This window comes from Chlorobaculum sp. 24CR (assembly GCF_004118635.1).
Classification (GTDB): domain Bacteria; phylum Bacteroidota; class Chlorobiia; order Chlorobiales; family Chlorobiaceae; genus Chlorobaculum.
The window spans coordinates 75,819-94,866 of sequence record NZ_SDGU01000026.1 but is presented as its reverse complement, the minus strand read 5'-3'; the positions used below and the strand labels follow the sequence as shown (position 1 = coordinate 94,866).

At 56.3% G+C, this 19,048-nt stretch carries 18 protein-coding genes and 1 other RNA gene; 9 read left to right on the top strand and 10 right to left on the bottom strand.

Annotated features, from left to right (window positions below):
* Positions 1 to 6: 6 nt before the first annotated feature.
* The 3 genes from ftsA to EST62_RS06405 all read left to right on the top strand — a co-directional run bounded on the left by ftsA (position 7) and on the right by EST62_RS06405 (position 4,193).
* Positions 7 to 1,326 carry a cell division protein FtsA gene (gene ftsA / locus EST62_RS06415; protein ID WP_167599211.1) on the top strand — a complete coding sequence of 440 codons (1,320 nt, stop codon included), beginning with the start codon at positions 7 to 9 and terminating at the stop codon, positions 1,324 to 1,326.
* 118 nt (positions 1,327 to 1,444) lie between these two features.
* Positions 1,445 to 2,746 carry a cell division protein FtsZ gene (gene ftsZ, locus EST62_RS06410; protein WP_129051276.1) on the top strand — a complete coding sequence of 434 codons (1,302 nt, stop codon included), beginning with the start codon at positions 1,445 to 1,447 and terminating at the stop codon, positions 2,744 to 2,746.
* Positions 2,747 to 2,894: 148 nt separating this feature from the next.
* The gene (locus EST62_RS06405) at positions 2,895 to 4,193 is read left to right on the top strand and encodes an acetyl-CoA hydrolase/transferase family protein (RefSeq protein ID WP_129051275.1); all 1,299 of its coding nucleotides are present in this window, start codon (positions 2,895 to 2,897) and stop codon (positions 4,191 to 4,193) included.
* 228 nt (positions 4,194 to 4,421) lie between these two features.
* On the opposite strand, the gene bchU is transcribed toward EST62_RS06405, so the two are convergent.
* Positions 4,422 to 5,438, bottom strand: coding sequence for a bacteriochlorophyllide d C-20 methyltransferase BchU (gene bchU / locus EST62_RS06400; protein WP_129051274.1), 1,017 nt, complete (start codon positions 5,436 to 5,438; stop codon positions 4,422 to 4,424).
* Between the two features lie 217 nt (positions 5,439 to 5,655).
* Here bchU and EST62_RS06395 point away from each other — a divergent pair, with 217 nt between their 5' ends.
* A complete protein-coding gene (locus EST62_RS06395; RefSeq protein WP_129051273.1) occupies positions 5,656 to 5,862 on the top strand; it encodes a hypothetical protein in 207 nt (68 codons plus the stop codon).
* A gap of 249 nt (positions 5,863 to 6,111) precedes the next feature.
* Here the strand turns inward: EST62_RS06395 and pgeF are convergent, their stop codons facing one another.
* Both pgeF and EST62_RS13455 read right to left on the bottom strand, forming a co-directional pair.
* On the bottom strand, positions 6,112 to 6,816 hold the full coding sequence (gene pgeF, locus EST62_RS06390; protein WP_245153500.1) for a peptidoglycan editing factor PgeF: 705 nt from the start codon (positions 6,814 to 6,816) through the stop codon (positions 6,112 to 6,114).
* 110 nt (positions 6,817 to 6,926) lie between these two features.
* Positions 6,927 to 7,202: a hypothetical protein gene (locus EST62_RS13455; RefSeq protein WP_167599207.1), complete on the bottom strand. Its 276-nt coding sequence runs from the start codon at positions 7,200 to 7,202 to the stop codon at positions 6,927 to 6,929.
* A gap of 7 nt (positions 7,203 to 7,209) precedes the next feature.
* On the opposite strand from EST62_RS13455, the gene EST62_RS06385 reads away from it, so the two are divergent.
* Genes EST62_RS06385 through EST62_RS06375 form a run of 3 tightly spaced genes read left to right on the top strand, consistent with a single transcriptional unit; the run spans position 7,210 to position 10,579 of the window.
* Positions 7,210 to 7,827: a succinate dehydrogenase gene (locus tag EST62_RS06385; protein WP_371414682.1), complete on the top strand. Its 618-nt coding sequence runs from the start codon at positions 7,210 to 7,212 to the stop codon at positions 7,825 to 7,827.
* A gap of 28 nt (positions 7,828 to 7,855) precedes the next feature.
* Positions 7,856 to 9,796 (top strand): fumarate reductase/succinate dehydrogenase flavoprotein subunit, encoded by a 1,941-nt coding sequence (locus EST62_RS06380; protein ID WP_129051270.1) that lies wholly within the window; start codon positions 7,856 to 7,858, stop codon positions 9,794 to 9,796.
* A 9-nt stretch (positions 9,797 to 9,805) separates the two neighbouring features.
* Positions 9,806 to 10,579 carry a succinate dehydrogenase/fumarate reductase iron-sulfur subunit gene (locus EST62_RS06375; RefSeq protein WP_129051269.1) on the top strand — a complete coding sequence of 258 codons (774 nt, stop codon included), beginning with the start codon at positions 9,806 to 9,808 and terminating at the stop codon, positions 10,577 to 10,579.
* Between the two features lie 291 nt (positions 10,580 to 10,870).
* Here EST62_RS06375 and EST62_RS06370 read toward each other — a convergent pair whose 3' ends face one another.
* The 7 genes from EST62_RS06370 to ffs form a co-directional block, all read right to left on the bottom strand.
* A complete protein-coding gene (locus tag EST62_RS06370; protein ID WP_167599210.1) occupies positions 10,871 to 11,161 on the bottom strand; it encodes a DUF1572 family protein in 291 nt (96 codons plus the stop codon).
* Positions 11,154 to 11,366, bottom strand: a complete 213-nt coding sequence (locus EST62_RS06365; protein WP_129051267.1) for a hypothetical protein — start codon at positions 11,364 to 11,366, stop codon at positions 11,154 to 11,156. Before EST62_RS06365 ends, EST62_RS06370 begins: the two co-directional genes overlap by 8 nt.
* Before the next feature lie 74 nt (positions 11,367 to 11,440).
* Positions 11,441 to 13,426 (bottom strand): hypothetical protein, encoded by a 1,986-nt coding sequence (locus EST62_RS06360; RefSeq protein WP_129051266.1) that lies wholly within the window; start codon positions 13,424 to 13,426, stop codon positions 11,441 to 11,443.
* Between the two features lie 386 nt (positions 13,427 to 13,812).
* Complete coding sequence (locus EST62_RS06355) at positions 13,813 to 14,850, bottom strand: virulence RhuM family protein (RefSeq protein ID WP_129051265.1); 1,038 nt, start codon at positions 14,848 to 14,850, stop codon at positions 13,813 to 13,815.
* 237 nt (positions 14,851 to 15,087) lie between these two features.
* Entirely contained in the window at positions 15,088 to 15,756 is a 669-nt protein-coding gene (gene fsa, locus EST62_RS06350; RefSeq protein WP_129051264.1) for a fructose-6-phosphate aldolase, read from the bottom strand.
* Positions 15,757 to 15,765: 9 nt separating this feature from the next.
* A complete protein-coding gene (locus tag EST62_RS06345; protein ID WP_129051263.1) occupies positions 15,766 to 16,818 on the bottom strand; it encodes a deoxyhypusine synthase in 1,053 nt (350 codons plus the stop codon).
* Between the two features lie 58 nt (positions 16,819 to 16,876).
* Positions 16,877 to 16,975, bottom strand: an RNA gene (gene ffs, locus EST62_RS06340) — signal recognition particle sRNA small type.
* A 334-nt stretch (positions 16,976 to 17,309) separates the two neighbouring features.
* Between ffs and trpS the strand changes: the two genes are divergently transcribed.
* Both trpS and EST62_RS06330 read left to right on the top strand, forming a co-directional pair.
* Positions 17,310 to 18,344 carry a tryptophan--tRNA ligase gene (trpS, locus tag EST62_RS06335; RefSeq protein WP_129051262.1) on the top strand — a complete coding sequence of 345 codons (1,035 nt, stop codon included), beginning with the start codon at positions 17,310 to 17,312 and terminating at the stop codon, positions 18,342 to 18,344.
* Positions 18,341 to 19,045, top strand: coding sequence for a beta-phosphoglucomutase family hydrolase (locus EST62_RS06330; protein WP_129051261.1), 705 nt, complete (start codon positions 18,341 to 18,343; stop codon positions 19,043 to 19,045). The genes trpS and EST62_RS06330 overlap by 4 nt, the downstream gene beginning before the upstream one ends.
* Positions 19,046 to 19,048: the final 3 nt, after the last annotated feature.

Genomic DNA, 19,048 nt, shown 5'->3' with positions numbered 1-19,048 from the left:
CTCCTCATGCCGAAGAGCAATATTGTAATCGGTCTCGATATAGGTACAACCAAGGTATGCGTCGTTGTCGCCGAAAAGGATGACGTCGGCAAGCTCAACGTGCTCGGCAAGGGTCGCGCCAACTCCGAGGGGCTGCAACGGGCCACGGTGGTCAACATCAACAAGACCGTTGACGCTATCAGCAAGGCGCTGGCCGACGCGGAGCGCGAATCGTCGATCAAGATCAAGGGAGTCAACGTCGGCATCTCCGGCGCGCACGTCCACTGCATCTACAGCAATTCCGAAATCAGCGTCAACCAGTCGGGCATCGTCAACGAGTCCGACGTGCGGCGCTTCCTCGAAAAGGCCAAGACCAACATCCGCTACCTCGATATCGACCACGAGATCATCCATGTCATTCCGCAGGAGTTCATCGTCGATGACCAGGAGGGGGTGCTCGATCCGATTGGCATGGCCGGAACCATCATGCGCGGCAGCGCCTACATCGTCGTGGGGCTGCGTACCAAGATCCGCAACATCAAGCAGTGCATCGAAAAGGCGGGCCTCGAAGTGAGCGCCATGACCTTCGAGCCGGTCGCCTCCGGCCTGGCCGTCATGAAGGAGAGCGAGAAGCGGAGTGGCGTGGTGGTGATCGACATCGGCGGCGGCACTACCGAGGTGGCCATCTACATCGACGGCGCGATCCGCTACTCCGAGGTCATCAAGGTGGCCGCCAACGACGTGACGCACGACGTGGCCTACGGCATCAAGGCGCTCAACGACGTGGCCGAGGAGATCAAGATCCGCTACGGCTGCGCCTGGTCGAAGGCGCTCGACAAGGAGGAGGAGATTCTGATCGAGGGCATCGAGGGAAGGCCCCGCAAGTCGTTCCAGAAAAGCTCCCTGACGGTGATTATCGAAGCCCGCATGATGGAGATTTTCGAGCTGGTGCGCGACATCATCAAGCGTTCGGGTTATTACGACTACCTCAACGCCGGGGTCATCATCACCGGCGGCGGCGCGCTTCTGCCCGGCACGGGCGAGCTGGCCAGGGACATCCTCGGCCTCGACGTGCGCACGGGCTACCCCGAAGGGGTATCGGGCGGCATCAAGGAGGCGATCAACAACCCGATGTACGCCACCGTCATGGGGCTGGTCGCCCACTCGCTCCAAAACAACCAGTATCAGGATTACGGACAGATCACCCCGGAAGCGCCCGAGCCGGATGCAAAAGCGGCTCCGCCTCCCGAAACATCGAAGGCTCAGGAAACCGAGCAGACTCCGGACGCCCCTCCTGCAGGTAAAAAGTTTGTTGACCGGCTGAAAAAATTCTGGGATCAGTTATAAGATAAAAGGGCGTCTCGATTTATTTTCGTCAGTATTCTGGTTGCTGGAGGGATTAACGCCTCATCGGGATTCGTAACAAAAGAGAAGGTCACGACAGGATAAACAGGGAACAGACAGTATGGCATTTGAACTCGATCCGGGCCTGTTCGACAGCGAGCAGAGCAGCGGAGTCAACATCAAGATCGTCGGCGTTGGCGGATGCGGCGGTAATGCCGTCAACAATATGATGGACCGGAAGATCAGCGGCACGGAATTCGTCGTTTTCAATACCGACCGCCAGGCGCTGCTGAACTCAAAAGCGCCTATCCGGGTGCAGATTGGCAAGAAGGCGACCAACGGACTCGGCGCCGGGGCCGATCCGGGCAAGGGACGGCTCGCCGCCGAAGATGACCGCGAGCTGATCGCCATGCAGTTGCGCGGGGCCGACCTCGTGTTCATCGCCGCCGGCATGGGCAAGGGCACCGGCACCGGAGCCGCGCCGGTGGTCGCCTCCATCGCGCGCAATATGGGCATTCTCACCATCGGCGTCGTTACCCGCCCCTTCAGCTTCGAAGGCCAGATCAAGGCGCGTATCGCCGACACGGGAATCGTCGAATTGCGCAAGTATATCGATACGCTCATCATCGTCGAGAACGAAAAGATTCTGAGCATCGCCGACGAGGGGGTCAGCGCCACCGAGGCGTACAACATGGCCAACGACGTACTGTTCCGGGCGGTGAAAGGGATCGCCGACATCATCACCCACCACGGTCACGTCAACGTCGATTTCGCCGACGTCCGCAGCATTATGCAGGGCGCGGGCGACGCGGTCATGGGCTCCGCCGCCGCCGCCGGAGAGCGCCGCGCCCTGAAGGCGGCCTCCGACGCCGTCACCAGCCCGCTGATGGAGGGCGTCGCGATGCGCGGTGCGAAGGGTGTTCTGGTGAACATCACCGGCGACGTGACCATGCGCGACATCGCCGACGCCATGAACTACATCGAGGAGCAGGTCGGCTGCGATGCCAAGATCATCAACGGTTACGTCGATGAACCGCAGGTGTCGGGCGAAATCCGCGTCACGGTCATCGTCACCGGCTTCAAACGGCTGGATCCGGGCGAGGCGCGGCAAAGCGGCTTGCAGGCCGGGCAGCAGGAAAAGGTCGCCCCGAAAGCGCCTCCCACGCAATGCTTCGGACGCCCCATGCACTCCTCCGGCTATCCCGAACAGGTGGTCGAGGACATGAGAATTCCGGCCTATATCCGGAAAAGCCGCTCCATTCAGGAGCCGTTCGATATTGGCCGCGTCGGCAGCGACGCCTCCCGTCGGGCGGGCGGCTCGAATACGTCGCCGGGCCAAAGCGACGACAACGAGCAGATACAGAAAGGCTCAGCCGACACCCCGGCATTTCTCCGCCGGAAAAACAATCCGCCACTGCAATGATGCAACCCGGGAAAAGGGCGCAGCCGCTTTTCCCGGCGCGCTTCCTGTCGTTGACACTTTCCGCAAGCTTTGCCGCCCTCCGGGCACGGTTGCCTGAATTTCAGGGAAACGGCGAAGCGGCGCCCACCTCAAAACATATTCCATCATCATGAATTACCGGACAATATCAGCCGAAAAGGCCGTCATGGCCATCAAGTCGGGCGACAGGGTTTTTCTCCACACCGCAGCAGCCACGCCGCGTCGGCTGATCGACGCGATGGTCAGCCGGGCCAGCCACCTGCGCGACGTCGAGATCGTCAGCCTGCACACCGAGGGCGATGCTGCCTACGTCAGGCCTGAACTCCAGGAGAGCTTCCGGCTCAACGCCTTTTTTGTCGGCAGGAACGTCCGCTCGGCGGTGCAGTGCGGCTACGCCGACGCCATTCCGATCTTCCTGAGCGACGTGCCCGCGATGTTCTACGACGGCGTCATGCCACTCGACGTGGCGCTGGTGCACGTCTCCATGCCCGACAGCCACGGCTACTGCTCGCTCGGCGTGTCGGTCGATGCGGCCCGCGCCGCCGTGCATACCGCGCGGCACGTCATCGCGCAGATCAACCCCAACATGCCGCGCACGCACGGCGAGGGGTTGCTGCACGTCAGCAAGATTCACTCGCTGGTCGAGGTTGACGATCCGCTGCCGGAGATTCCGCCGCACGAACTGACCGGCGTCGAGCGCCGTATCGGCCAGCACATCGCCTCGATTGTCGAGGACGGCGCGACCTTGCAGATGGGCATCGGCGCGATTCCCGACGCCACCCTCGCCGCTCTGGCCGGGCATAAAGACCTCGGCATCCACTCGGAGATGTTCTCGGACGGCGTGGTCGATCTGGTTGAAAAAGGGGTGATTACCGGTCGCCACAAGCGGACGCACAACGAAATCATCGTAGCCAGCTTCCTGATCGGCAGCCGCAAGCTCTACGATTTCGTCGATGACAATCCACTGGTCGAGATGTTCGGCTCGGACTACGTCAACGACACGAAGGAGATTCGCAAGAACCCGAAGGTGACGGCCATCAACAGCGCCATCGAGATCGACATGACCGGCCAGGTATGCGCCGATTCGATAGGACACAAGCACTTCTCCGGCGTTGGCGGTCAGATGGACTTCATCCGGGGTGCGGCGCTCTCCCCCGGCGGCAAACCAATCATCGCCCTGCCCGCCACGACGCGCCATGGCGCGTCGCGCATCGTGCCGCAGCTCAAGCCCGGCGCGGGCGTCGTGACCACCAGAGCGCACGTGCAGTACGTCGTCACCGAATACGGCATCGTCAACCTCCACGGCAAGAACCTCCGCCAGCGAGCCGAAGCGCTCGCCACCATCGCCCACCCCGACTTCCGGGAAGATATTCTCCGCCAGGCCCACGAGCTGTACGGCAGGAAGAGCAATTGTTTAATTGATAATTGACAATGGACAATGGGGGCATTTGTAGGGGCAGGCCTCGCGCCTGCCCTCTTTTTGCGGGGAATAGGTCAAACAGGACGCAGATGTAAAAAACAGAAGATTATGCTGCGGGTTCCCCGGAAATTGCCACTCCCACAAACGCGAAACGGCTGCCCCGGAAAAGGCAGCCGTTTCGCGTTTAATCCTGTTTGACCTATAAGTCCTATAAGACTTATTCGACCTATTCTTTTCTTACGGCTTCACCGCCTGAACGAGCAGGTGGTCGTACTTGCGCACCATGGTGACGTCGGTGTAGCCGAGGCTTTCGAGAATCTCTTTGTAGCGGGCCTGCTCCTTGAAGCCGAGCACCGAGAAGGGCATTCCGGCACCGAGGATGTAGTGGCTGAGGTAGTCGAAGTTCGGGTTTTCCGGATCGTCGATCACCATGTCGAGAATCAGCAGGCGACCGCCAGGCTGCATGGCGTCGAACGCCTTCTTGCACATCATGGTTGAAATCTGCTCGTTGGCCGAGTAGAGGATGCGGCAGAACATCACCGCGTCGGCTTCGGGGTAAGACTCTTTGTAGATGTCCACCGCGATGCCGCGCAGACGGTCGGCCACGCCCTTCTCGGCGGCGTTCTCGTTGACCAGGTCGATGGCGCCCGGCAGGTTCAGAATGGTGGAATCGAGTTCCGGGAAGTGCTTGAGCATGGCGGCAGAAATGTCGCCGATGCCGCCGCCTACGTCGATCATCTTCTTGACGCCGGCGAGCTTGGCCTCTTCGACGAGGAGCTGGATGGCGAACTTGGCGTTGCTGCGGTGAATCTCCTCGAAGTAGAGGTTATCTTCGCGCGTGACCGGCGGATAGGGCACCTGGCCCTTGAAGTTTTTCTGACCCCTGACGGCCTGGGAAAGACCCATGTAAAAATCATCGGCAAGGAAGCCCATCGCCTTGGCAACCGGCAACTGGTACAGGTTTGGCTCTTTCGGGTTCGGCGAGAACATGTACTCGGCAAACGGAGTCAATGACCATTTTCCATCCTCAAGGCTGATGACGCGCATCTGGCGGAGCGTCTCGAGGAGCATTTCGAGACGGGGCGGCACCGAAGCGGTGTCGGCTGCCAGCGTCACGAGGTCCTTGGGGCCTTCGGCCATGCGGCTGAAAAGGTCGAGTTCGATAGCGGCTTTCATGCAGCTGAACTCAATGAGGCCCTTGAAGACCAGCTCGTTGGCCCTGTGGTAGTAGTTCAGGAGGTCATTGTTGCTCATTGTCGATAATTGTCTTTATTTGATATGAGAGACGAGTAGAAAAAACGCGAGTGCTGGCGCACGTAAATTTGTCACGCTAATTTATCCCAAAAAGAGCTGTTAACCAACAGCGAGGCCAAGAAATCGTTGTTACCGCCCGCCTGGGCGGGATGTTCTCTGGATTGAAGTCAACCGCGCTCTCCCGTTCGCGGAAGGCGCATAAACAATGGAGTTCATCATGTTATCAAGCCTGTCAAAACTCACCCCGGAGCAGCTCGAAGAGATCCGCTCCCTCGAGCAGAAACTCGGCAAAACGCTGCTGTCGTTTTCAAGCTACGACGTCGTATCGGATGACATCAGCGAAGCCGACCTCGCCACCCTCAAAGCCCTCGAAGAAAAACTTGGCACAATGCTCGTGGCGGTCAGGGGGTTGCAACGGGGTTGAAAACAGAGAAAGCGCCGGAGCAGTACCTTGCATTCAGACGGGCTTTAACCCGTCGAACTTTTTGGCTCTTTACATTCAGTCGCCCCGGCTTTCAGGCCGGGGTGTGTTGATAGCTGTTTACTTTTCCGGGCTTCAGCCCAATTTCTTTATTGCCGACTGAATAACGGATGAGATTGGGCTAAAGCCCCGATGTATTTTTGCTTTATCTGTGTACCCCGGACTGAAGTCCGGGGCAATTGTTCAAGAGTTTCATTGTTCCCTCACCCCGACGAGCGCGAGCATCCGGCCGGTTTTGCCGTTGTCGCGGCGGTAGGAGAAGAAGCGGTCGCTGTCGCGGTATGAGCAGAACTCCGAGCACTGCACCTGCGTCGGCGGGATGCCCGCTTCGATGAGCTGGTCGCGGCTGGCCGCCGAGAGGTCGAGCAGGAACTTCCCTTCACCGGATGGCGACGGCTTGAGATACCGGCTGTCGAAGCGGCCCGCGACCTCGCCGCCGATTTCGTAGCGCTCGCCGGAGATTCCCGTGCCGACCCAGGCGAGGCACTCCTCCGGCCGTGTGCCGAAGGCGTCGCGCATGGCGTTGACGGTCTTTTCGGCGATTCGCCCCGCCGTACCCTGCCACCCCGCATGAGCCGCGCCGCAGCCACCCGTCCGGTGGTCATGGACGAGGATCGGGTAGCAGTCCGCCGTCATGATGCCGACGAAAACGCCGCGAACATTGGTGATAAGCGCGTCATAGCCGTCGAGCTTGCCCGGCGCGGTAACGACGGCGATCTCCGTGCCATGCACCTGCCCGGTCGTCACAATGCTCTCCGGATCGATCTCCAGAAACGCGCAAAGCCGCCGCTCATTCTCCCGAACACGCGCCGAATCATCGCCGACATGCGTCCCGATATTCAGCGAATCCAGCGGCGCACCGCTCACCCCGCCGGTGCGGGTGGTCTGAAGCGCCACCAATCCCGGTATGTTGTGAAAGATGGATGGGTAAAGAGGCTCAATTTTTGGAGGCTGGGGCATAACATTTCGGTTGCGATTTTCGGGAAGGGTGAATGGCGGCCTTGCATTCACTGCTGAAACTCTGGCATTTCATTTTGTGCATCGACGTGCTGCTCTTTTGAGCAAGTTACCAACTTCAGGCTCTGTCTAAAAACCGTGATCCTCTTCAGGCGGAGCAATAATTCCTTCTTTTGAGGCGAAGCCGCCGATTTAACTTGCCAAATCCGGAGCACTGCGTTAGCTTTTGTCAATTTCGCAGGTTGCGCAGCCTTTTCCCCTGTCACTTCAGGTTCACGAATTATGGACAATTCCGCCGAGAGAACATTCTCATCCATCACCAGCAAGGTGACGATGGCACTGGCGGGCCTGTTTCTGCTCGTGTTTCTTGCTGTGCATCTCGGCATCAATATGCTCTTGCTTGTCGATGATGGCGGCAAATCGTTCTCGGCGGCGGCGGGCTTCATGGGCACCCATCCGGTGATCCGGATTTTTGAGATTGTGCTTTTAAGCGGCTTTGCCCTGCACATCGCCTTCGGGTTGATCGTCAGCATCCGGAACCGCATGTCGCGCCCGACGCGCTACCGGCACGCAAGCCGTTCCGAAACCTCGCCGTTTTCAAAGTACATGCTGCACAGCGGCGTGGTGGTGCTCATCTTTCTCGCGCTCCATTTTATCGATTTTTACTTCATCAAGCTCGGCATTGTCGCTCCGCCGCCGGGCATCGAGCAGCACGACTTTTACCGTCGCGCGGTGGTGCTGTTCACCGATCAGACCTCGTCGTCGATCTACATGGTCGCGTTTCTTTTTCTCGGATTTCACCTGAACCACGCGCTTCAGGCGGCCATTCAGACGCTTGGCCTGAACCATACCCGTCATGCCGCCCTAATCAAAGCGGCGAGCACTTTTTACGCCATCGTCATTTCGGGCGGGTTCATGGCGATTCCGCTCCGCTTCACCCTGTTCAACTAACGCCGCGCCGCATGGAGATTGACCGCCGATGATAAAACTGAACGCCAATTCGCCGGGCGTGCCGCTCTCGGAGCAGTGGGACGCCTACAAGGCCGGGTGCAAGCTGGTCAGCCCGAACAACAAGCGCAAGCTCGACATTATCGTGGTCGGCACGGGGCTTGCGGGCGCTGCGGCGGCGGCCACGCTCGGCCAGCTCGGCTACAACGTCAAGTCCTTCTGCTACCAGGACACGCCGCGCCGGGCGCACAGCATCGCCGCGCAGGGGGGCATCAACGCCGCCAAGAACTACCAGAACGACGGCGACAACGTCTTCCGGCTTTTCTACGACACCATCAAGGGGGGCGACTACCGCTCGCGCGAATCGAACGTCTATCGGCTCGCCTCGATCAGCCCGGAGATCATCGACCTCTGCGTGGCGCAGGGCGTACCCTTCGCCCGCGAGTACGGCGGCCTGCTCGCCAATCGCTCCTTCGGCGGCGCGCAGGTATCGCGCACCTTCTACGCGCGGGGGCAGACCGGCCAGCAGCTCCTGATCGGCGCGTACAGCGCCATGAGCCGCCAGATCGCCGAAGGCACGGTGCAGCTCTACAGCCGCCGCGACGTGCTCGACATCGTCATCGTTGACGGCAAGGCGCGGGGCATCATCGCGCGCGATCTCGTGACCGGTGAAATCGAACGCCACTCGGCCCATGCCGTGGTGCTCGCCACGGGCGGCTACGGCAACGTCTTCTACCTCTCGACCAACGCGATGGGATCGAACGTCACGCCGGCGTGGAGCGCCTACAAAAAGGGCGCGGCGTTCGCCAATCCATGCTTTACGCAGATTCATCCGACCTGCATTCCTGTGCATGGCGAGTTCCAGTCCAAGCTCACGCTGATGAGTGAAAGCCTGCGCAACGACGGGCGCATCTGGGTGCCGAAGGAGAAGTCGGACGCCGAGCTGATCCGCCAGAAAAAGCTGCGCCCGGAGCAGATTCACGAGTCGAAGCGCGACTACTACCTCGAACGCCGCTACCCGGCCTTCGGCAATCTGGTGCCGCGCGACGTGGCATCGCGGGCGGCCAAGGAGCGCTGCGACGCGGGCTACGGCGTCGGCTCGACCGGGCTGGCGGTCTATCTCGACTTCAGCGACGCCATCGAGCGCCTCGGACGTGCCGAAATCTCCGCCCGCTACGGCAACCTGTTCCAGATGTACCAGCGCATCGTCGATGACAATCCCTACCGCACGCCGATGATGATCTATCCGGCGGTGCACTATACGATGGGCGGCCTGTGGGTCGATTATGAGCTGATGACCACCGTGCCGGGCCTCTACTCGATCGGCGAGTGCAACTTCTCCGACCACGGCGCGAACCGCCTCGGCGCATCAGCCTTGATGCAAGGGCTTGCTGACGGCTACTTCGTCCTGCCCTACACCATCTCCGGCTATCTCTCGCACGAAATCAACACGCCGCCGATCCCGACCACCCTGCCGGAGTTCCACCTCGCTGCCCGCGACGTCACCGACCGGCTCGCGCGGCTCAAAAAGAGCGGCGGAAAGGAGTCTGTTGACCACTTCCACCGGCGTCTCGGCAAAATCATGTGGGAGCACTGCGGCATGTCGCGCAACGAGGAGGGGCTGACCAAAGCGCTCGGCTTGATTGCAGAGCTGAAGGCGGAGTTCGCCTCGGGCGTCAAGATTTCGGGCGGGCTGAAGGAGTACAACCCAGAGCTGGAGAAGGCGTGGCGCGTGCAGGACTTTATTGAACTCGGCGACCTCATGGTGCGCGACGCGCTGCATCGCAAGGAGTCGTGCGGCGGCCACTTCCGCCAGGAGTACCAGACCCCCGACCACGAAGCGCTGCGCAACGACGACGAGTTCGCCTACGTCGCCGCCTGGGAGCACAAAGGCCGCGACGCCGCGCCGGAGATGCACCGCGAGGAGCTGCATTTCGACACGGTGAAGCTCACGCAACGATCCTACAAATAACGCCCGATCATGAAGTTCACCCTCAAAATCTGGCGACAGAAAAACGCCGACGACAAAGGTCGGCTGGTCAGCTACAAGGTCGATGATATTTCGCCCGACAGCTCGTTTCTCGAAATGCTCGATCAGCTTAACCAGCAGCTTATCGGCAGGAGCGAAGAGCCGGTCGCCTTCGACCACGACTGCCGCGAAGGCATCTGCGGAGCCTGCGGACTCTACATCAACGGTCGCCCGCACGGCCCGTTGAAGGGCACAACCACCTGCCAGCTCCACATGCGAGCCTTCCGCGATGGCGAGACGATTTATATTGAGCCGTGGCGAAGCGGCGCGTTTCCGGTGGTCAGGGATCTGATCGTGGATCGCAGTGCGCTCGACACCATCATCCAGGCTGGAGGCTACATCTCGGTCAACTCCGGCGGCGTACCCGACGCCAACACCATCCCCGTGCCCAAACCCAACGCCGACTCGGCCTTCGACGCCGCGGCCTGCATCGGCTGCGGAGCCTGCGTCGCCGCCTGCCCCAACGCCTCGCCGATGCTCTTCGTCGGCGCGAAAATCTCCCATCTGGCGCTCCTGCCGCAAGGCCGCATCGAAGCCGCGCGCCGCGTCCAGAAGATGGTCGCCGAAATGGACGCTCTCGGCTTCGGCTTCTGCAGCAACACCTACGCCTGCCAGGCCGAATGCCCCAAAGAAATATCCATCGCCAACATCGCCCGAATGAACCGCGAATTCCTCGCCGCCAAATTCGCCGCCGAAAAGGAGCAAACCGGAGGGTTCACGATTTAGGGGGGGGGATGAGTCAGGCTTGTGCGTTTTGCAAAAGACGGGCATCTCGGCAAAGATGCGGGGGGCTTCGGAAGTCAATTTTTCTGGCGCAGTGCCCGCCAATCCCTCCCGGTAATAAGGCGGAGTGAACGCCAGCCTCTGCGACAGAGTAACGGCAAGACCAATCCGAGCGGAACAACGAGAGAGGGTGAACCGTAAGGTCAATTTTGGCAAGGAGTTGATTGATGATAAAGGGAAACCGCATCGGCAAAAAGCTGTTTTCCGTTCTGGCTCGATGCAAGACCGGAGAAGTCACTCAATTTCGAGATTCCGGCTTTTGAAGAGATCGATCTCGCCGCCGAAGAGGTACTTGCCGAACCATGCGAACTGCCCGGTGTGATAGCCGAAATGTTCGATGGCAAGCACGAGAATTTCATATCCCGTGCGCACTTGGCCCTGAACGACATAACTGCGGCAAAGCTCCTCTTCGCCGAGCCTGTCGATAACCGCCCGGCACTCATCGACGGCGTGAAGCAGCAGGCTTTTCAGCGCCTCCCTGTCAAGCGAAGGCTTGCCCGCAAACTCTTTCGACCGCTCACGCACGATGGTACTCCCGACCGCCGAGCGTTTTCAGCACATACTGGCTCAGATTGCCGACAAGATGCAGCACGAGATTGCCGGGACTGGCAAGGTTCGGCGCGAAATCATCCCAAAGCCGCGCCTCATCGACCGCATCGATGCAGGTCGCGAGCCGTCCCGCGATGGTTATGAAATGGCTGGAAATTGACCTGCAGAAGGGGTGTGGCATGTTTCTGTGATAATAGATAACTCTTTCAATCTATACAGATTCTGTTTTAGAAGTATAGGCGGTAGTGTATAGAATTACTCGTTTTTAAGTGGTATTTCTTTTGTATCTATATACTTGATCGAAGTTAAATGTCTTGTATCGCCTGGTTTATTTTTATCAGAAGTGTAGGTTACCATTAATAGTGTATTCCATCCAACAATATTATCTTTAATCTTGATTTTGTTAATATCGTGTAAATATTTTTTCAGCTCATCGATATAATTCCTTACCTTCTTTTCAGCCTCTTCTTTTGACTTGTCATCTTCTTTGGGGTCGGGTTTTTTTGTGGGTTCAGTAAATAATTTTATGGCTCCATATGTGCCGACACCAGTAAAGCCTGAAAGAACCATAACATAATCAGATTTTCCATCCGGAGATGGGTAAGGATTTTTGGCAATTGTTAGGATTATACAGGTTTCTCCTGTTATTTTTGCCTCACCACTATTTGTATTCGGATCGTCATGTTCCTCTAATGCTTTAAACTTATTATTAAATAATACACCATCCTTGTTTGAGTATTCATCACAGGGTTCCTTGTAAAACGAGCTTATTTTTCTGGGATGCTCATCCCGCTCGGTTTTCTTATAAAAGAGAAAAGGTAATCTATTATTTTGGATGGGATTATACGGTTGAATCCCATGGATATCGGCGAGAATTATTTCAGCATAATCGCTAACATCTGGAGAGCCGACAATGACACAGCTCTTATTTATTATTTTATTCCGTACGCTGTCACAAAAATAACTTGTTTCATGTTTATGGTCTTCGATCTCTTTTTTTCTCATCTTATCCATTGGCTCTTCTGCCGTTACTTGTGATGTCTCATACTTTTGAGCTATAAAAAAAGTCAATTCATTTATGCTCATATAATCCCATTTATCAATATTTGTTCTTGTTATGGATTCTGATCCAGGGGTTCCTGGTCGGGCACAAGTGAATACATGCAATTCTTTGGCCATTAAAAAATTATCCCATATCAATCTATAGTTTCGTTCGTTTTTGCCCTTTTCTATATCGGAATCAATTTTTTTTATAGTTGGATGAAGTTCCTCTTCCAAATCTTTATAATCATTATAATACACCTGCCATAATCCACCAACATCAAAAGGCATACTCATATTTTTTTTTCTGTTTATTAGAGGAATGGCAGCCTTTCCTTTAGCATGAGCAAGGCCAAGCAGAAAAAACATATATACGTTAACCGGGTCTTCATAATGGGTCATATCAAGAACGCATATTTTGGAGGCGACAATACTCTCATACATCTTACACATATCACAGATGTTCATAATATCACTAACATAAGAGCTTTTATCAATATGCCATCTATTATTTAAGTTCTGATTAGCGCCATTAATCGCACGCTCATGCAAGTCCATGCTCTGGCCATATTGATTGACAAAGTTATGAATTCTCAGAGCGTCTTCATCAGAGGCTTTTTTATCAGGATTCGATATGTTTTTTTTATCTAAACAGTCCTCAAAATCATTTTTTATTTTATTGAAACAGGAATAAAAGCCATCTGATAAAACATTTTTTTCATCAAAATCTTTAAGGCTGTTATATAGTATAATTTTCCCGACCGATGCACTGTGGCATTGCTCTGGATCGTTATTTTTTTCAGAATTGCTGACAAAATTACTAAATATACTAACATAGCGATTTCTTGAGTTCTCATTTTTTATTAATCCAATTTTTTTATCCAATCCGAACGCCAAGCCAAGCTCGTAATATACATTGCAGTTTGCCTCAGAAATATCTGCATAAATAAATTCTGCGTTTTTTATGCTCTGGCAAATCCTGTGGCACATAACATAGCCAAGCTGAAGTGATTTATCGGCACGCATAACATTTTCCCTTTTCACGTTAATCACTTGCTTGATGTTCTGCTTTATACCCAATTCATACAAATCATCATATGGGAAACCAAAAGGCGCTATTACGAATACACTCCTTATTTTATTTTTATCAGTTTTTGGCCCTTCAAATATACATTCCTTATTCGTGATAAAGCATTTCACAATAACCTCCTTTTATGTGAAGAGATAGAAAAAATACCCAACCAATTCAGCTCAACCAGATACACTCTCCGCTTATATATAGCCTAACTATACTGCTCAACACAAAGTCGTACCGAAAACAAAAAACCAGTATAACAAGTAAAACCGAACACGTTACCTTAATAAAGATATATGCTGCGCCTATACATTAATTTGTAATCAATTATATATAACTCATCGCTATGACTATGTATTGCCATACGAATAGTTCAACCGATTTACAGGGGAAATTATTTTCATGAATTTTACAAAAAATTCACAGAACAAACAAGGATGGCGTATGAGGCGCACCATCAACAATAATCGCGAACATGCGCTGCGCACCCGGGGTTCCGCATTCATCGTTTTCACGCTTTCTTTTGCGGCGGTTTTGGCGAGAGCTGTCTGACCGCGTTGTCGAAATCACCCCCTGCAACATCGGACTCGGCAATTCGCTGTCGATTGAATTTTTCGTACTCCTTCTCGGCATACTCCTTCGCTAACTGGTGCGAAATCTTTCCGGCGTTGGTCAGGATTTCGCGGTCGTTGAGCGTGAGAAAGGCATGCAGCTTGGCGATCCAGTCGTTCATGTACATCGGAACCCGGCGCATTGCCTGACCTTCGGCGAAAACGAGATATTGCTCGACCAGGTTGTTCAGCGCCGCCAACTCCTCTTCGTCGAGGTAGTTCTTGGCGACAGCGACGTCACCTTTCCGAACCTTCACGCCTCGCCAGTTGGTCAGTCCCATGTTCGGCTTGCTGCCATCGGCTCTGGAGTGGACAATCCCGGCGGCTGTTTGCCCGGTAATGGCCCAGTGCATCTTGTTCTGCACCGTCTGGAAAAATTCGATGCTTTCGGAAAGCATCGGGTCGTAATCAACGCTGGTGGCGTAGATGTCAGTGATCTTCTGGTAGAAACGCCGCTCGGAGGTTCGGATGTCCTGAATCCGGCGAAGCAGCTCGTCGAAGTAATCGAACGGCTGATCGGGATTCTTCAAACGTTCGTCATCAAGCACGAATCCTTTGATGATATACTCCTTCAGCCTTTGGGTAGCCCAGATGCGAAACCGGGTTGCCAACGCGCTTTTGACTCGATAACCGACCGAAATGATGGCGTCGAGGTTGTAATAGTCCAGCGTCCGCTGCACTTGCCGAGAACCCTCCTGACGAACTGACAAGAATTCCTTGTGAGTTGCCTCTCGTTGCAACTCGCCCTCGGAATAAATATTCTGCAAATGCAAACTGACGTTTTGCTGCGTCGTCTGAAACAGATCAGCCATGAGTTGCTGAGTCAGCCAAACCGTTTCTCCCTCAAGGCGCACGTCGATTTTGGTTCGTCCCTCTTCGGTGGTATAGACAAGGAATTGCCCCTTCGATTGAGGTGCCTGGTTTGTCGGATCGCTCATGATTTCAGTATCTCCGCCCTATTTCTGGTCATTGTGGCGTCCCGCTCATGGCCTTTGGCGTTAAGTGGTTCACCAGTGGCTACGACTGATGCACAACGCGGATAGGCGCATGATCGCCACATACAACGTAAATAATCGACAGCTCACGAGCAATGGCTTGACCCAACCCCCCACAAAAAAAGCCGGACATGCGCTGCACATCCGGCTTCAAGACTCAATTCCGAAATAACTTACCGCTCACCCCTTCATCACAGCGGCGTCTTCCATGAATTTCTCCAACCCTTTGTCGGTCAGCGGGTGGTTGGCGAGCTGTTTGATGACGCTGTACGGGAGCGTGGCGATGTCCGCGCCGGCCATCGCGGATTCGACGACGTGCAGCGGGTTGCGCACACTGGCCACGATCACCTCGGTGAGGTAGCCGTAGTTGTCGTAAATCGTGACGATCTGGCGCACCAGCTCCATGCCGGAGGTGCTGACGTCGTCGAGGCGGCCTACGAACGGGCTGACGAAGTCGGCTCCGGCTTTGGCGGCGAGCAGCGCCTGCGTGGGCGAGAAGACCAGCGTGGCGTTGGTTTTGATGCCGTTCTGCGAGAAGTGGCGGATCGCTTTGAGGCCTTCGACGGTGAGCGGGCACTTGACGACGACGTTCTTGTGAATGGCCGCAAGCTCTTCGCCCTGAGCGATCATCTCCTCCGACTTGAGCGTGGTGACCTCGGCGCTGACCGGGCCATCGACGATTTCGCAGATTCTGGCGATGTGCGCCTTGAAGTCGGCGTAGGTGAAGTTGGCCGGGTCTTTGACGATCTTGGCGATCAGCGACGGATTGGTCGTGACGCCGTCAAGCACGCCGAGTTCGGCGGCTGCGTTGATTTCGTCAAGACTGGCGGTGTCGATAAAGAATTTCATGGGGCCTCCTCAGGCGTTGACCGGTTTTGCGTCGAGCATGGCGTTGAAGTTACGTGCCGGGCGGCCCTCCCAGTTGCGCTTGTGGTAAGCGTATCCGGCGATGAGCGGCATGGCGACGGTGGCTTCGGCAAAGACCATCTGCTCGTAAACCGTGTCAACCTTGCCCCACGAGCTGGCCTCCTTGAGCGTCGAGCCGGAGAGCGCGCCGTCGCGTTCGTCGGCCACGGTGATCTGCACGGCGTAGGTGTGCATCGACACATCCTCGTAGCCCAGCACTTCGGCAGCCACGACGATGTCCTGCGTGAAGTTCTTCGGCACTCCGCCGCCGATCATGAAGATGCCGGTCTTGTCGTTCTCGATCTTGATTCTGGTCAGCTCGCGGAAGTCCTTGACCGAGTCGATGGAGACGTGCTGCTCTGGGTTGTGCCACTGGTGGTGCACCAGACCGAAACCGGCGGAGCAGTCCGAAAATGCCGGGCAGAAGATCGGCACACCCTTCTCGTAGGCTTTATAGACGATGGAGTTCTTGTCGAGTCCCTTCTCTTCGATGTACTTGCCCATCTCGACGATGAACTCGCGCGACGAGTACGCGCCGGGCTGCATCGAGTTGGCGATGATGGCCATGGTATCGTCGCAGACGCGAAGCTCGTCCTCGTCGATGTAGGTGTCGTAGATGCGGTCGATGGCCAGCTCGCGCAGCTCCGCGTCGTCGGCAAACTGCGAGCCTTTCCAGTGCTTGAAGCCGAGCGCCTCGAAGAAGTCCTGATCGACGATGTTCGCGCCGGTCGAGACGACGGCGTCAACCATGTTGTTGTCGAGCATGTCGATGATGACCTGCTTCAGACCGGCGCTGATGAGCGAACCGGCGAGGGTGAGAATGACGGCGCACTCCTTGTCTTTCTGCATCAGATCGACGATGGAGGCCGCGCGGGCCAGGTTGCGCGCCTGGAAGGCCATGTCGGCCATTTGCTCGACCATCGGCACGACGTTGTGTTTCTTGATCTCGATATGCCGGATCGGCTCCCGCAGAAATTCCGCTTTTTTTGTCATGTTCTCATCCATTGTTGACTCCTGTATCGTTAGTGTTCGGATTCAGATTTCAAAAATTCCAATAAAAAAAGGAGAGCAAGCTGACTATATCACACACTCACATTACCGGATGCTGCTTCCTTCCGGACCTGACATGGTTGGGCAAGAGAATGCTGTATAGGACTTACTCTCCTAAACTCAATATTGTTTTGTCTTAAATTGCCGCTGTACTGGCGACGCAATGTAAAACAAGTCGCCTAATATAGCGTTCTGAAATTAAAATACAAAAACAAAGCTTTTTTCTTTGTTACAACTGTTATAACTTCGTAACCGTCCCGGACAACCGCCTCCGCAAGCGCTGGATAAAGCTCGGAAACCGGCTCCTGCATTCAGGAGGGGTTCAGCCCTCCGGACATTCAGAACTCTTACATTCACATTGCCCCGGCTTTCAAGCCGGGAGAGTTGAGCATTACCATAAACACTATCGAGACCTCCTGCAACACAGGAGCAACAAACCCGACCTCATGTCGATACAACGGATTTTAAGCGGGATGCGGCCTACAGGAAAGCTGCACCTCGGCCACTACACCGGAGCACTCGAAAACTGGATCGCCCAGCAGAACCTTCTCCACCCCGACGGAAGCCGCGCCTACCAGACCTGCTTTCTCGTCGCCGATTACCACAGCCTGACCACGTCGCTCGACACATCGATGATCTACGAGCACTCGCTCGATATGCTGACCGACTGGCTGGCGGCGGGGGTCGATCCGGAGAAAAGCCCGGTCTTCCGGCAGTCGCAGGTCAAGGAGCACTCGGAGCTGTTCCTGATTTTCTCGATGCTCATCACCACGGCGCGGCTCGAACGCAACCCGACGCTCAAGGAGCAGGTGCGCGACCTGAACATGGAGTCGCTGGTCTATGGCCACCTCGGCTATCCGGTGTTGCAGGCGGCGGACATCCTGCTCTACAAGGGCAATGTGGTTCCCGTGGGCGAGGATCAGATTCCGCACGTCGAGATCACCCGCGAGATCGCCCGCAAGTTCAACAGCCACTACCAGCATCCGGCGCTCGGCGACGTCTTTCCGGAGCCTTCGCCGAAGATCACCAAGTTCGCCCGCCTCGTCGGCCTCGACGGCAAGGCGAAGATGTCCAAATCGCTCGGCAACACGATCCTGCTTTCCGACGGCCCGGACGAGGTGCTCAAGAAGATGCGCCCCGCCGTGACCGACACGCTGAAAGTTCGCCGCAACGATCCGGGCCGCCCGGAGGTGTGCCTGGTCTTCAGCTACCACCAGAAGTTCACCGCCGAACCGCAGCTTGCCGAAGTCGAGGCGGGATGCCGCTCCGGCGCTCTCGGCTGCGTTGACTGCAAGAAGAGGTGCGCGGCGAACATCTCGGCGGAGCTGGCTCCGATTCTCGAACGGCGCAAGCACTACGAAGAGCGCCCGGAGATGGTCAAAGAGATTCTGCACGAAGGCGAAGCAAAAGCGCGAAAGATCGCCGGAGAAACCATGAAAGAGGTGAGAGAGGCGATGAGCCTCGGGGAGAGTAACACATGATGAAACAAAACGATAACAGCACGAAAGCCTTCATTTTCGACATGGACGGCGTGCTGGTCGATAACATGAGAATGCACGCGCAGTCGTGGGTCGATCTGTTCGCCGACTACGGCCTGTCGGGCCTCGATCCGGAGCGCTACCTGGTCGAAACCGCCGGCATGAAAGGACTCGACGTCTTGCGCTACTTTCTCGATCCCTCGATTTCGCACGAAGAGGCTGACAAGCTGACCGAGCTGAAGGATATTCTTTACCGCGTGATGAACCGCCACGCCATCGTGCAGATGCCGGGCCTCGAAGCGTTCCTCGACCGCGCCGCCGGAGCTGGCATCCGTCTCGGCATCGGCACGGGAGCCGGGCCGAAGAACATCGACTACGTGCTCGGCCTGACCGGCCTGACGCCGCGCTTCGAGGCGGTGGTCGGCGCGCACATGGTGAGCCGCGGCAAGCCCCATCCGGAGACATTCCTTCAGGTTGCCGAACGTCTCGGCGCTGACCCGGCCTCGTGCATCGTCTTCGAGGATGCGCTTCCCGGCGCTGAGGCCGCCGCAGCAGCAGGCATGAGCTGCGTGGCGGTCACGACGACCAACCGGCCCGAAGCGTTCTCGGCGTTCGACAACGTCATCGCCACCATCGACCATTTCGACGGCCTCATGCCCGAAACGCTGCTGGAACTGAGCGGCACCGCCAAAACCATGTCTTAACGA

Coding starts and splice junctions, on each gene's coding strand:
- EST62_RS06365 (WP_129051267.1), bottom strand. CDS start 11,366: ATGCCACACCCCTTCTGCAGGTCAATTTCCAGCCATTTCATAACCATC.
- EST62_RS06405 (WP_129051275.1), top strand. CDS start 2,895: ATGAATTACCGGACAATATCAGCCGAAAAGGCCGTCATGGCCATCAAG.
- fsa (WP_129051264.1), bottom strand. CDS start 15,756: ATGAAATTCTTTATCGACACCGCCAGTCTTGACGAAATCAACGCAGCC.
- EST62_RS06345 (WP_129051263.1), bottom strand. CDS start 16,818: ATGGATGAGAACATGACAAAAAAAGCGGAATTTCTGCGGGAGCCGATC.
- bchU (WP_129051274.1), bottom strand. CDS start 5,438: ATGAGCAACAATGACCTCCTGAACTACTACCACAGGGCCAACGAGCTG.
- trpS (WP_129051262.1), top strand. CDS start 17,310: ATGTCGATACAACGGATTTTAAGCGGGATGCGGCCTACAGGAAAGCTG.
- EST62_RS06375 (WP_129051269.1), top strand. CDS start 9,806: ATGAAGTTCACCCTCAAAATCTGGCGACAGAAAAACGCCGACGACAAA.
- EST62_RS06385 (WP_371414682.1), top strand. CDS start 7,210: ATGGCACTGGCGGGCCTGTTTCTGCTCGTGTTTCTTGCTGTGCATCTC.
- EST62_RS06395 (WP_129051273.1), top strand. CDS start 5,656: ATGTTATCAAGCCTGTCAAAACTCACCCCGGAGCAGCTCGAAGAGATC.
- ftsA (WP_167599211.1), top strand. CDS start 7: ATGCCGAAGAGCAATATTGTAATCGGTCTCGATATAGGTACAACCAAG.
- EST62_RS06380 (WP_129051270.1), top strand. CDS start 7,856: ATGATAAAACTGAACGCCAATTCGCCGGGCGTGCCGCTCTCGGAGCAG.
- ftsZ (WP_129051276.1), top strand. CDS start 1,445: ATGGCATTTGAACTCGATCCGGGCCTGTTCGACAGCGAGCAGAGCAGC.
- EST62_RS06355 (WP_129051265.1), bottom strand. CDS start 14,850: ATGAGCGATCCGACAAACCAGGCACCTCAATCGAAGGGGCAATTCCTT.
- EST62_RS06330 (WP_129051261.1), top strand. CDS start 18,341: ATGATGAAACAAAACGATAACAGCACGAAAGCCTTCATTTTCGACATG.